This window comes from Paraburkholderia sp. D15 (genome assembly GCF_029910215.1).
Lineage (GTDB): Bacteria > Pseudomonadota > Gammaproteobacteria > Burkholderiales > Burkholderiaceae > Paraburkholderia.
The window spans coordinates 260,578-273,495 of sequence record NZ_CP110397.1 but is presented as its reverse complement, the minus strand read 5'-3'; the positions used below and the strand labels follow the sequence as shown (position 1 = coordinate 273,495).

The following is a 12,918-nucleotide window of genomic DNA, read 5'->3' as shown; positions in this document are numbered from 1 at the left end:
CTAAGCTCCACTAGTCCGCCGGTTTGGAACCCGGACCGCCGATCAAGGCGAAGCGACCCGGCCATTGATCTTCAATTTCCGACACGCGATGCGAGATGCGCCACTTGCCGTCCGGCTCACGGCGCATCTTGTCGAGATACCGGCCCATCCCCCAGATAAACGATGGCTCGCCTTCTCGGGGGTCGAAGCGGAACATATAGCTCACCACTTTAGCGGTATTACCGTCAATCGCGACCTGCGGATTAAAGGCCAAATGCTTGTGGTATAGATCCGGTGCATGCGAATGGCGCCTCGCAAAATCGATCGTCCCGGCTTCGCCCTCCCAGCGATTGACGGAACCATCGAGCCGCTTCGTCTCGCGGATCGCGTCCTTAGTGAAGACGTCGACCAAACGATCGAAGTCGCCGTAGTCGAGCGCCTGGCCATACTGGTTTAGCGTATCGACTATCGCGTTGCGATCCTCGAGAGCCTGGAGGCGAACCTTCAGGTCCTCGATATCCCTTTCCGTCATGGTTTTCTCCAATTTCAATGACCACGGTGGGCCTTTTTACCAGCCGCTAAACGCAGTAGTGCACTACATACCAATTGGGGATGAGCCTAGATGTCAATTGGCATGTCCGTACTTTACTTTGGACATTGCGTCCGGATAAAGCCGATAGTGTAAAATGTCATTTGCGCTACGCGGAAAAAGCAGCGGTGACTTGGAGCGCGGTGCAACCCGAACTAGTCAAAAGACAGGGTTGAGGATATGTGCGTCAGACGTTTCCACCGACCAACGTGTTGGCTGACCTATTTCGAGGCCCTAGACGGCTTTTGATCGAAGCTCGTCCATTTTCCTTCGTAGTCCATCTGGCGGAAGTGCTCTACCAGGAAATCAATGAAGGTTCGGACCTTCGCTGACATGTGCCGGCGACTTTGGAAGGCTAAGTTGATCTGCAAACGTGGTAGGTCCCATTCGTCGAGAACAGAAATCAAGCGTCCTGCAGTCAAATCGTCGTAGACTAAGCATTTCGGCTGCACTAGGATACCCATGCCTTTGAGGGCGGCGGCTCGCAGCACATGGCCGTCATTGGACTCAAGCAAACCTTTCACTCGCACCTGCGCCGTTTCTTCGCCGCGGCGAAAGACGAGATCATTTGGAGTGTTGTCATAGGTGTAGATGAGCATCGGTCGGCTTGAGAGCGCTTCGACCGAATCCGGCACCCCGTGCTTGTTCCGATAATCGGGTGAAACGGTAAGGACTCGGCGGGTTTGGGCCAGCCGGCGGATTGTAATGGCGGAATCGTTCTCGTACTCCCGCGCTCGGATCGCCACGTCGATATTGTTGTCCACCAGATCGTAGTAGCGGTTCGCCACCTCGACATGAACAGTGACGTTCGGATACCGCGCCGTGTATTGATCGAGAAGCGGCGCGATATGAACTGAGAAAAACAGCGATGCCGATATTCGAAGGACCCCGGTAGGATTCAGGCTCGTGGCGCTAACCGCGGTGTCGGCGTCACGCATGTCAACCAGGACGGTCTTACAGTTACGGTAATAACTCTCGCCTACTTCGGAAAGCGTCAGCCGTCGGGTACTTCGATGGATCAAGCGGGCGCCAAGCCGTTCCTCAAGAGCCGAAAGATGCCGACTGGCCGCCGCGTTCGACATACCCAACGCTTCGGCCGCTTTTGAAAGGCTCCCAAGCTCCGCAGTCTGAACGAATACCTCAACCTCTCTCCATCGATCCACGCGGTCTCTCCGTGCTGTTCTTCATTCTCGATTGAACGCCATCATAATTCCATTTTGCGGAAATGTGCGCGTCACCCTTCCAGCAACCCAGTGCGCTCAAACCCTCGATTCTGTCAGTGGCCGCAAGCAGGCACGGTGCCGAACTCGCAACAATTGGCGCCTAACAAACACAGCCAGTGTTCGAGCGGTAACTGGCGAGATTCGCGTCGGCACGATCAAGCGGAATGGATCCCATGCGGTAGATGCACGTTGGGGCTACCGCTGCGAAGCAAAACTATCCTGCAGATGGCAACCGAGGCTCGGGATAGTGAACGCAGCAGGCGTCGACCGGGATTCGAGTGCGTTCTCGATCGTCTTGACCACTTCCTAGCGACTAAGGTGCTCATTCTCTGCCTTCCTGATTTCGTCGTCCCGCGTCAACGAGTCATTTTGAGGGGACGAGGTTCTGCATGAATCTTGGCCCGAACCGCTTGATCAGTTGAACAGCCGCGCGCCCGACAAAGCTCACTCTGCATCGATACGGCTTCGAGCGCGTGGCAGTACCGCTTGTCGCTTTCGATGCTATGCATGCTCATGGCTTGCCTTCGGGACAGGTGCTGCCAATGTAATGTCCTGCCGCGGTCGCGTTATAGGAGAGATCCGGCACCCGCCCGTAGAGCCAGTCGGACCGGTCCCAGACGTAAATTCAGTCGTGGCCCCATCCGGGCCCAACGATGGCGGGCGCAACATGCGCCACCACTCCCCAAGTACGCCCTGCAAGCGCCGGGGCACGTCGGCGATCCGCACAGCGTATGGCTCGCCAGCGTCTTGCACCACACGCAGGCCTCGCTGCAGAGCCTGCCGGTCGTCCCGGGTCATAGGGGATGCCCCGTTCGAACCGGGGCCAGCGTCGCTCTCCTCTGGTTGCAGGTTCCCCAGGCCGTCCCTGGATCGCTCAGAAATTCCGCCCTTGCGATGCGGATCACGCGAACGGGGTCATTCGCAAATACGTCTGCCGGCGTCTGCCCGTCGAGCAATGCATGGGGAGAGTAGAGCCGGAAAGCACGTCGCCATCCTCCGAGATCGTCGTCGGCCGTCGGTAGGGCGGCGAGAAGTTCAGCGACATTTTTTTGGAGGGCGCCCAAGCGATTGAACTGGAAGTCCGGATAGATGAACCGATGTTGGCCGAAGACCAGACCCCACGCACCGCCATGGCTGGAATATATCCGCCGCTGCGATGCGCCGGCCGTACGCGCCGTAAGTGGCTCAGCTGGTCTGGCGTTGTTGTTCTACCGGCGCGGGCGAGCACCGGCTGAGGCTCTCACGCACTGACTGGCCCTGCAATGCTTGCTAAGCTCTGCAGTAAGCATCCCCGCTATATTTTGACGTCGTAGAAACGACACTTGGTCTAACGGATGGCCGGTGATGCTGACGAAAATCCGCAGCTCAGCGCCTGCCTCAGAAACTGCACGAGCGCGCGTACCGCGCTCGGCACGATCGGGCTGTAGGGCCGAATCGCGAAGATCGAGTGACCGAATGCGCCCGACGGTCGCCATCCACTGAGCAGTGGAACGAGGCGGCCCGCGTCGATGTCGCGTTGGGCACTGAAGTCGGGCAGCAGCGCGATGCCGAGCCCGCCTAGTGCCGCCTCCCGCATTGCTTCACTATTGTTCGCCGCGAAACAGCCGCGCACCGGCACGCTCACGCGTGCGCGACGCCGGTCATACGATTCGAAGCTCCATGCGGTCGGCTCGCTGCCGCGCAGATAGCACAGGCAGTCGTGATCGACGAGCGCGTCAGGATGCTCGGGCGTGCCGCGCTGTTCCAGATAGTTACGGCTTGCGACGAGCAGCGAGCGCGTTTCGCAAAGCTTCCACGCGACGTGCGTTTGCGGCGCGGTCGTAGTGTGGCGGATAGCGTAGACCGCAATAAAGATGTCACAACTTCGCCAATAAAACTGTCAACCGCAGCAGCCAGTGCGGCTCCTTAACGAAAAGCACAGTGGAAACAATCGCTTGTGGACAGCGAAATAAAGTTGTCAACTGTTGAAGGGCGTAACAGAATTTCTGCCGTGGTGTTGCCAAATTGAATCGCGAGTGAAGGCGCACCGGCCCTAGGCACGCAGCCCATCGCGCTCTGCGTCAAGAAATAGGCGCTATCCGCTCATGGGCTGTTGCCCATTAACTGCGACCGGCATTCAAGCTGCTCGCGATGTTGCGGTGCCGCTATCGCGATCATGCGCCGCATGCGTTCCGTCAGTGAGCAGCCACGCAGGTCCGCAATACCGTTCTCGGTCACGATCACACCGGCGTCGCAGCGCGCCGTGCTTGCGGGCCCGGACAACGATGCGACAATACGTGATCGTTCGCCCGCCGTCGAACGCAGCGCGATCACCGGGATGCCCCCGCGGCTCCGATGCGCCGCGCGCAGAAAATCGGGCGCGCCCCCCACCGCCCCAATATAGTCGCCGTTTGCGACTTCAGAGTTCGCCTGGCCCGTCAGGTCGACTTCGATCGCGGAATTGATCGCGACAAAGCGCTCGATCGAACTCAACGCTTCTGCACCGTGCGTTTCGTCGGTGCCACGCAGCTGGATATCGGGGTTGCGGTTGGCGTAGGCATAGAGCCGCTTCGTCCCCATCAGGATACCCGCGACGCTTCTGCCGGTATTGCGCCCTTTGCGCGCGTTCGTGAGCGCACCGGACTCCGCCAGATCGACCAGCGCATCGCCAACAATGCCCGAGTGAATGCCCAAATCCTTACGGTCGGTCAATCGCCTGAGGGTCGCTTCTGCGACGCCCCCAAGCCCGACCTGCAGCGTTGCGCCATCTTCGACAAGTGAAGCAACGTGCTCCGCTATGCGTTCTTCTTGAGGCGACGGAACGCTAGACGCTGTTTCGAGCGGCGCAAAGGCGGCAGGAACGAACGCGTCAATCTCGTCCGGGCGTAACCGACGCTCGCCGTAGGTGCGCGGCACATTCGGGTTCACCTCGGCGATTACCACTCGCGCCTGCTCGATGGCCGCGATCAGCAAATCGTTTGCCAGACCGAGGCTGTGCATGCCGTCTTCATCGGCCTCGGCGACCTGCACAAGAACGACGTCGATACCCATGCCCGCGCGTGCAAGCTCGCGCAGCAGCAGCGAATAAGGCGCCGGGATGATGTCGAGCAGCCCCGCCTTGGCGAGCGCCCGATTGCCCCCCGCGCCACAATAGCTCATGAAGCGGAAATGGTCGGTGTGTTCCGTTCGGATTGTGCCGCTCAGGTCAATTCCAAGAAAGAGGTCAAGGCACCCGAAATGCGCCCGCTGTGCGACTAGCGCGCGCGTGAGGGTCAGCGGTTCGGCAGTCGCCTGTCCCCACATGACGGTATCGCCTCCGCGCAGGTAGGGCGTGAGGTCGGGCAATGAATCGGTAAGCAAGAAGACTCCTTGCGCCGCGGTTTGCATCCGCGAGGCGCGTGTACGAAAATGGAGGTAGGGTTCGCTTTAAGCCGGCGAGTGGCCCGCGATTTTGCGATCGATCAATCCGCCCAGTTGCGCGCTCGACAGGCCCAGCACGTCTGTGAGCACCTGTTCTGTGTGTTCACCAAGACGCGGCGCGGGCTGGACCGCCGCGCGTGGGAATGCGGAGAATGCAAGCGGACTCCCTGGCGCAAGCAGCTCGCCCACTCCCGGCTGAACGACCGCTGAGAACAGGGGATTCGCCAGCGAACATTCCGGATCGGTCGCCACCAGTTCGCGCACGGTCTGATATCGGCTCCAGCAGACTGCATGGGCATCAAACGCCGAGGCGACATCAGCCAGCGTTCGTGCTTCGAACCACGGCGCAAAAAGCGCGGCAAGATGAGCACGTGCGATAAAACGGTCACCCTCTTGCTGCAGATCGAGATTGAGTGACTTGCCGAGCCCATCGATATTGTCGGCGAGGCCTGTGGCCGCGCAGAGTGATCTCCATTGCTTCGCGGTAAGCCCGACGATCATGACGCGCTGGCCGTCGGCGGTGAGAAAGTCACGGCCGAACGCGCCGAACAGATCGTTGCCCGCACGCTCGCGTTGGTTGCCGAGTTGCGCTTCGGCGAGAAAGCCGAGATGGCCCATCACGGCAAGCGCCGCGTCCTCAAGCGCAAGTTTCACGTGCTGGCCCGCACCGGTTTGCCGGCGGCTGCGCTCGGCCGCGAGAATGCCAAGTGCGGCGAGGTTGCCTGTAACGAGGTCCCAGGCCGGCAGCACGTGATTGCACACTTCGTCGGGGGTGCCACTGCCGGTGAGGTAAGGAATGCCGATCCTCGGATTGACCGTGTAATCGACGGCCGAACGGCCATGCCGGTCACCGGTGATGGTCAACTGGATCAGGTCGGCACGACGTGCCTTCAAGGCGTCATAGTCGAGAAAGGCGCGCGGCGGAAAGTTGGTGAGCAGGATGCCCGCATCCGGACCGGGCGCAGTAACGAGCGCGGCAGCAAGTTCGCGCCCCTCCTCACTCGCGAGGTCGAGCGTGACGGACTTCTTCGACTTGTTGAGCCCGCACCAGAAGAGGCTTGTGTTGTCCGCCGTGACCGGCCAGCGCCGATAATCGAGGCCGCCCGCGAGCGGGTCGATGCGGATCACTTCGGCGCCCAATTGCGCGAGCGTCATGCCGCCGAGCGGCGCCGCGACGAACGCCGACGCCTCAACAATCCGCATGCCTTTCAGAATCGCATCAGGCAGCATGGGGCGCCTCGCTTTTTCTTGCTGCAAGGCGCGTCAACGCGCGGTCGTAGAGCGCGCGCGCGACGACCTTGAGCGCAAGTGTCTCCTCAGCGCCTTCGAAGATCGACAGTACGCGGGCATCGACGAAATATCGGCTCACGGCGCTCTCTTCCGCGTAGCCCATGCCGCCGTGGATCTGCAACGCTTCACGCGTGACGATCTCGGCCGAACGGCACGCCAGCAGCTTGACGAGGCTTGCTTCCATTTGCGCGCCGTCGTTTTCGAGCTGACGCGCAATTGCATAGGTCAGCTTGCGGCATGCAGCGTAGCGCGCGGCCATGCGCGCGATCTTCACCCGCGTGAGGGGGTAGCTTGACAGCGCTCTGCCGAACACCTTTCGGTCGCCGGCATAGCGAATCGCCGCATCGAGCGCGGCGCGCATGACGCCGGAGGCCCGCGCGGCGGTCTGCATGCGTCCACCCGTCATGCCTTGCATCGTGTAATAGAAGCCCTTGCCGAGACCTGCTTCGCCGCCGAGGACGTGGGTGTCCGGAACGAAGAAGCGCTCGAAATGCAGGTCGAACGAGTGCATGCCGCGATAGCCGATGGTCGGAATCGCCCGCCCGGTAAGACGCCCGCCGCCAGGTTGCGCGAAATCAAATTCGTGCGCGTCGCTCGACGGCTTCTCGACAAGCATGATCGACAACCCGAGGTGTCCGGCCGAGCGGTCGGGGTCCGTACGGGTAACCACCATCAACAAGTTCGCCATGCCGGCAAAGGTGCACCATGTCTTCGCACCGTCAAGCAGCCAACCGCCGTCCGCACGTGTGCCTTTAAGGCTCAGGCTCGCAACATCGGAACCAAAGTCTGGCTCAGTGATTGCAATGCCGCAGAGCGCTTCGCCCGATGCGATCGCCGGCAGCCAGTGCTGCTTTTGAGCATCCGTACCGCCCGTGAGCAGCGCGCGAGAGAGAATCTCTGGACGCGTGATGAGACTGCCCGCCGCGGCAAGTGACGCCTCGGACAGCGCTTCGGTGACGGCCACCATCATCAGCGCGTCGTTACCGGTCTCCGATGCGCTGCCGCCGAGCGACTCCGGTATCGAGAGTCCGAAGGCCCCCATCTCGCGCATGCCATCGAGGATTTCGGAAGGTACCGTCAGATCGTGACGATGTATGCGTTCGGCAAGCGGCGCGACGACCTCCTTTGCGAAGCGCCGGAACGCGTCTTGCGCCATCGCGACGTCATCCGGATGCTTCGTGTCGGCAATCGACCCGGCCGAGGCGAGCGCCTCACCAAGGTGCGCGAGCACTTCGCTGCTGCATGTCGCTTGGCGCAAGCGCGCAAACTCCGCGCTTTGCATGACCTCATGCAGCCCCGCGGCAGGAATGGCAAGGTCGACATATAACGCGTCGAGACGTTGCAGGACGCTCGTCATGGCATCAGTGGCAAAGGCGAGCGAGAGGCCCATGTCGAGGTCGGTGGCGCAGTCCTCCGGGTCGGTGCGGTCGCAGGCCGTTTCGGCAGCAAGCAGTTCAGCACTCGCCAGTGCGATTTCATAACTGGCGAACTGAAATTCGTCTAGCCGTGCTGCATCGAGCCTGCCATCGATCACGCATGAACGGACGACTGCCAGCACCGCCTCGTCGAGCAACCAGCGAACACGACTCAGCACAGTAATAGCGGCAGAAAAACTTTCTGGAACAGATTGATAGAGCATTTTTGGGTGTCGGAAGGTAGGCCGGACTGGCTGGATCGGGCGGCTGCGCCTTAAACCATGGCTGGTGTCGTGCCCGACTTGTTACATGCAGGATAGGCAAGCAGCGTGGGCGCCGGTAGCGGCAGCCGCGCATGGCCGGCATGTGATGACGGTATGGCTGGGAAAATGGCCTAGGAACGTGGGACGAGCGTGCCTCGTGCACTGTCGTGCGTAGCGACGGTGCGCCCGAGAGTTGGCGGTGCTTAGGCGCCGTAGTCCGCCAACACCTGATCGACAAACTGGCGCAGCTTGAGTGTCATACGCCCCGATGGAAACACGATGTGCATCGGACGGGCCTGCACGGCAAATGCTTTTAGCACGCGCACGAGGGCGCCGCTTGCCAGATCGTCCAGGACCGCGATTTCCGGGGCCATCACGATACCAAGTCCGTCTTTCGCCGCGGTAATGAGGGCCCGGGTGTCGTTGGTTCGAAACCGGGATCGAATCGGTGCTGCGCAGGATCGAGTGCCGTGCACAAAGTGCCATTCCGACGCCGGTGGGGATGCGCTGTAAGCGAAGCTGAGACACTCGTGACGCGCAAGGTCGGAAGGATCGGATGGCGTGCCATTCGGCTGAGGTAAGCGGGCGCGGCGCACGCAACCAGCCGATACGGCACGAGTGGCCGAGCTACCAGCGACGAATCGACGAGCGGCCCCAGCCGGATCGCGGCATCGAAACCTTCGCCGATCAGATCGACATAGCGGTCCGTCAGTGTGAGATCGATCTCGACTTCCGGACGATGCAGCAGGTATGGCGCGACGAGCGGCGCGAGAGCGAAAAGCCCGAAAGTGACCGGCGCAGTGAGCCGCAGCCGCCCGCGCGGCGTAGTCGAAAGATTGCTCGCGACGGCCTCCGCCTCTTCGGCGTCCGCGAGTAGCTGCTTGCAGCGCCTATAGAATTCGGACCCGATCTCGGTCAGGTTCTGACGACGCGTGGTTCGGTTGAGTAGCTGGCCGCCGACACGCGCTTCGAGCTCGGCCACATGCCGCCCTGCCATCCGCGCGGAGATGTCGAATGCTTGCGCGGCCGCAGCGAACGAGCCGGTGTCGGCGGTCTTCACGAACACCGCCATGCTGGTCAAGCGATCCATCATTGCAAACTCTCCGTTTCGTCAGCCTTCACTGAACCCGGCTTTATCACACACGAGGTTCAGATCATAGTGTTAACAGGACAGCGCCATTCGACGCGTTGCATCCAACCCACTGACGGAAGGAGTCACTGCAATGAAGATCGGCATTATCGGAGCGGGGTATATTGGCCGGTCCCTGGCTACCCTTGGCATGCGCCAGGGGCACGACGTGATGGTAAGCAACTCGCGCGGACCGGCGACGCTTGGCAGCACCATGTCTGCTATCGGCTGTAAAGCCGGCACAGCTGAACAGGCGGCGGCCTTCGGCGACATCGTCGTGTTGGCCGTTCCATTCGGTAAGATTGGCGATATGTCTCCAGGGCCATTCGCCGGCAAAGTACTCATTGACACCTGCAACTATTATCCCGCACGCGACGGCAGGATCGACGCGCTCGACCGCCACGAGACGACGACGTCGCAAATCGTCGCGGCGCACTTCCCGGCAGCGCGTGTCGTCAAGGCCTTCAATGCAATTCTGGCCAAGGATATCGAGACGGCAGGCAAGGCGGCCGGTACTCCGAATCGACGCGCATTGCCGATCGCGGGCGATGATACCGACTCGAAGAGCGTGGTCGCCGCATGGCTCCACGAGTGCGGCTACGACCCGCTCGATACGGGCGCGCTTGCCGATAGCTGGCGCTTCGAACGCGCAAAACCCGCTTACTGCATTCCGCTCGATAGGGAAACCCTGAAGACGAAGCTCGCAATGGCAGAACGCGACATCGAACTGCCGCACGGGTCGTGGCGGCGCTAATCAAGCGCGTGCGATGGCTCGCCGATTGCGTCGCTAACGGCGTTGCTGACATATCGGTTCGTCATGACGGTCATGTGACGGGAGAACTGCCGCGAATACGCGCGATGCCTTATCGTTGATCCGGTCGCCGCGGCGTGAGTGCCTCACGGCGCGCATGCGGCCTTTCAACGCAAGGGAGCAGGATAGTGAAGATACTCGTCTCAGTGAAACGCGTCGTTGACTACAACGTGAAGGTACGCGTGAAATCGGACGGTACGGGAGTCGATATCGCGAACGTGAAGATGTCGATGAATCCGTTTGACGAGATTGCCGTGGAGGAAGCGGTGCGCTTGCGCGAGGCGGGGTTGGCGACAGAGGTCATTGCGGTCTCCTGCGGCGTGACGAAATGTCAGGAGACGCTGCGCGCGGCGATGGCGATCGGCGCTGATCGCGGAATTCTGGTCGAATCGGCTAATGAATTGCAGCCGCTCGCCGTCGCGAAGATTCTCAAGGCGCTGGTTGATAAGGAACGGCCTCAACTGGTGCTCCTCGGCAAGCAAGCCATCGACGACGATTCCAACCAAACCGGTCAGATGCTCGCCGCGCTGGCTGGCCTGCCGCAAGCGACATTTGCATCGAAAGTCCTCGTGGCCGACGGCAGCGCCACGGTCTGGCGCGAAGTCGATGGCGGTGCGGAAACGCTGTCATTGAAACTGCCCGCCGTCGTCACCACCGACCTGCGCCTGAACGAGCCGCGCTATGTGACGTTGCCCAACATCATGAAGGCCAAGAAGAAGCCGTTGGAAACGCTGACGCCAGCGGACCTTGTCGTCGATGTCGCACCGCGCCTGAAGACGCTCAAAGTCGCCGAGCCGCACAAGCGCTGCGCCGGAGTGTTGGTGCCGGACGTTAAGACGCTGGTCGAGAAGCTCAAGACCGAAGCGAAAGTGCTTTAATTACAACGCGGAGCCGGACAGAAATGACGATTTTGGTAATTGCAGAACACGACAACGCATCAATCAAGGCAGCGACGCTAAATACTGTGGCGGCGGCTTCGAAGATCGGCGGCGATGTTCACGTGCTTGTGGCGGGTTCGAACGCGCAACGCGCAGCGGATGCTGCGTCAAAGATAGCAGGCGTTTCCAAGGTGCTGCTTGCCGATGCGCCGCAACTCGCCGAAGGACTGGCTGAGAACGTCGAAGGCACAGTACTGACGATCGTGCGAAATCCGGCAAAGGATTATTCGCACATCCTTGCGCCCGCAACGGCCCACGGCAAGAACATCGCACCGCGCATTGCGGCGCTTCTGGATGTAGCACAGATCAGCGATATCACCGCGGTCGACGCACCGGACACTTTCGAGCGTCCAATCTATGCCGGCAACGCCATCGCGACTGTGCAATCGAGCGATCCGATCAAGGTCATCACCGTGCGCGCGACCGGCTTCGATCCGGTCGCGCGCACGGGCGGCAGCGCATCGGTCGAGAGGATCGATGCGGCAAACGACGCAGGCATTTCGCAGTTCGTAAGCCGCGAAATAACTGAGCTGAATCGGCCAGAACTGACGTCGGCGTCGATTATCGTGTCGGGTGGCCGTGGTCTCGGTAGCGGCGAGAACTACACGAAGGTGCTGGACCCGTTGGCGGACACGCTTGGTGCGGCGCTCGGCGCATCGCGTGCGGCGGTCGATGCGGGCTTCGTTCCCAACGACTACCAGGTCGGCCAAACCGGCAAGATCGTCGCGCCGCAGTTGTATGTGGCCGTCGGCATCTCGGGCGCAATCCAGCACTTGGCAGGGATGAAGGACAGCAAAGTCATCGTCGCGATCAACAAGGACGCGGAAGCTCCAATCTTCAGTGTCGCCGATTACGGCCTCGTCGGCGACCTTTTCGATCTCGTGCCGGAACTGGTAAGCGCCCTCCCCTGATGTGGAACCGCTGGCCGCAACCATAGTGTGCGCGTCCCCGGTTTTCCTTCGACGCGTGACGCGCAATCGGCGCTGCCTGGCAAGCGTAAGCGCCGCAACCTCAAATCATCGAGCCACGCGATTTGTTGTGACCTGAGCGGCAATCCGGCGCGCTTTCAGAATCACCGGGAGATCGACCATTTTTCCGTCGACCGCCACGGCTGCGCCGTTACTCGCTTCGATGGCGAGGAGTACCCGACGCGCCCAATCCGTCTGCGCATCACTCCATGCGAAGGCACGATGAACGGCATCGATCTGAGCCGGATGAATGCATAGCTTGCCGCCGAAGCCGAAGCGCCTACCACGCCGCGCCTCAGCTTCGATGACGGAAGAATCCGCGATCACCGTGGATATGCCGTCCACCGGCGTGCCTATTTCCGCAAGCCGCGAGGCCAGCACGATTTGCGAGCGAAATAAATTCAGTTCGTCTGCATCGCCTTCAATGCCCAAGTCAATCTGAAAATCGAGCGTTCCGAAAACCAGCCGTTCGACCCGCGGGGCCGCGCAAAGTGCCGAAAGATTCGCGATACCTCTAGCGGTTTCGATCATCGGGAAAAGCACGAGATCGCGATGCGCCCTTTTCAGTACCGCGCTTAACTGTTCTCGTCTTTCCGCTTTTGGCAGCAGAATACCGGCAACACCGCGACACGACGCAAGCGCCGCCAAATCATCTTCGAACCATGGTGTTTCGAAGCCATTAATGCGCACAAGGGCTGGCCGAAGAGTGTCTACGCCAGCTAGCACCGCAGCGCGGGCTTCAGCTTTCGCGTCTGCTTGCACGGCGTCTTCGAGATCAAAGATCGCCTGGTCGGCACCGGCCGCACGGGCCTTCTCGAATCGTTCTGGACGGTTTCCCGGCACGAACAGATACGAGCGCGAGGCCGGGATATCCGTTTCGTCCAATTGAACTGCGCTATCTGTGGTCATGTCAG

9 protein-coding genes and 2 pseudogenes are annotated in these 12,918 nt (G+C 61.0%); 3 read left to right on the top strand and 8 right to left on the bottom strand.

Going from position 1 to position 12,918, the window contains the following annotated elements; translation table 11 throughout:
• Positions 1-10: 10 nt before the first annotated feature.
• The 7 genes and pseudogenes from LFL96_RS35820 to LFL96_RS35790 form a co-directional block, all read right to left on the bottom strand.
• Positions 11-511, bottom strand: a complete 501-nt coding sequence (locus LFL96_RS35820) for a nuclear transport factor 2 family protein (protein WP_281003961.1) — start codon at positions 509-511, stop codon at positions 11-13.
• 278 nt (positions 512-789) lie between these two features.
• Positions 790-1,731: a LysR family transcriptional regulator gene (locus tag LFL96_RS35815; RefSeq protein WP_281003960.1), complete on the bottom strand. Its 942-nt coding sequence runs from the start codon at positions 1,729-1,731 to the stop codon at positions 790-792.
• 1,387 nt (positions 1,732-3,118) lie between these two features.
• A pseudogene (locus LFL96_RS35810) lies at positions 3,119-3,628 on the bottom strand (substrate binding domain-containing protein); the annotation flags it as partial.
• 245 nt (positions 3,629-3,873) lie between these two features.
• A complete protein-coding gene (locus tag LFL96_RS35805) occupies positions 3,874-5,130 on the bottom strand; it encodes an acetyl-CoA hydrolase/transferase C-terminal domain-containing protein (protein ID WP_281003959.1) in 1,257 nt (418 codons plus the stop codon).
• A 66-nt stretch (positions 5,131-5,196) separates the two neighbouring features.
• Positions 5,197-6,420 (bottom strand): CoA transferase, encoded by a 1,224-nt coding sequence (locus LFL96_RS35800; RefSeq protein WP_281003958.1) that lies wholly within the window; start codon positions 6,418-6,420, stop codon positions 5,197-5,199.
• Positions 6,410-8,119, bottom strand: coding sequence for an acyl-CoA dehydrogenase (locus tag LFL96_RS35795; protein ID WP_281003957.1), 1,710 nt, complete (start codon positions 8,117-8,119; stop codon positions 6,410-6,412). The genes LFL96_RS35800 and LFL96_RS35795 overlap by 11 nt, the downstream gene beginning before the upstream one ends.
• A 242-nt stretch (positions 8,120-8,361) precedes the next feature.
• Positions 8,362-9,248: pseudogene (locus LFL96_RS35790) on the bottom strand (LysR family transcriptional regulator).
• Between the two features lie 133 nt (positions 9,249-9,381).
• On the opposite strand from LFL96_RS35790, the gene LFL96_RS35785 reads away from it, so the two are divergent.
• The 3 genes from LFL96_RS35785 (at position 9,382) to LFL96_RS35775 (ending at position 11,947) form a co-directional block, all read left to right on the top strand.
• Positions 9,382-10,041, top strand: coding sequence for an NAD(P)-binding domain-containing protein (locus tag LFL96_RS35785; RefSeq protein ID WP_281003956.1), 660 nt, complete (start codon positions 9,382-9,384; stop codon positions 10,039-10,041).
• 185 nt (positions 10,042-10,226) lie between these two features.
• A complete protein-coding gene (locus LFL96_RS35780; RefSeq protein WP_281003955.1) occupies positions 10,227-10,976 on the top strand; it encodes an electron transfer flavoprotein subunit beta/FixA family protein in 750 nt (249 codons plus the stop codon).
• A 23-nt stretch (positions 10,977-10,999) separates the two neighbouring features.
• Positions 11,000-11,947 (top strand): FAD-binding protein, encoded by a 948-nt coding sequence (locus LFL96_RS35775; RefSeq protein WP_281003954.1) that lies wholly within the window; start codon positions 11,000-11,002, stop codon positions 11,945-11,947.
• Positions 11,948-12,052: 105 nt separating this feature from the next.
• On the opposite strand, the gene LFL96_RS35770 is transcribed toward LFL96_RS35775, so the two are convergent.
• On the bottom strand, positions 12,053-12,913 hold the full coding sequence (locus LFL96_RS35770) for a CoA ester lyase (protein ID WP_281003953.1): 861 nt from the start codon (positions 12,911-12,913) through the stop codon (positions 12,053-12,055).
• Positions 12,914-12,918 lie beyond the last annotated feature (5 nt).

Coding starts and splice junctions, on each gene's coding strand:
- LFL96_RS35775 (WP_281003954.1), top strand. CDS start 11,000: ATGACGATTTTGGTAATTGCAGAACACGACAACGCATCAATCAAGGCA.
- LFL96_RS35820 (WP_281003961.1), bottom strand. CDS start 511: ATGACGGAAAGGGATATCGAGGACCTGAAGGTTCGCCTCCAGGCTCTC.
- LFL96_RS35770 (WP_281003953.1), bottom strand. CDS start 12,913: ATGACCACAGATAGCGCAGTTCAATTGGACGAAACGGATATCCCGGCC.
- LFL96_RS35800 (WP_281003958.1), bottom strand. CDS start 6,420: ATGCTGCCTGATGCGATTCTGAAAGGCATGCGGATTGTTGAGGCGTCG.
- LFL96_RS35785 (WP_281003956.1), top strand. CDS start 9,382: ATGAAGATCGGCATTATCGGAGCGGGGTATATTGGCCGGTCCCTGGCT.
- LFL96_RS35795 (WP_281003957.1), bottom strand. CDS start 8,119: ATGCTCTATCAATCTGTTCCAGAAAGTTTTTCTGCCGCTATTACTGTG.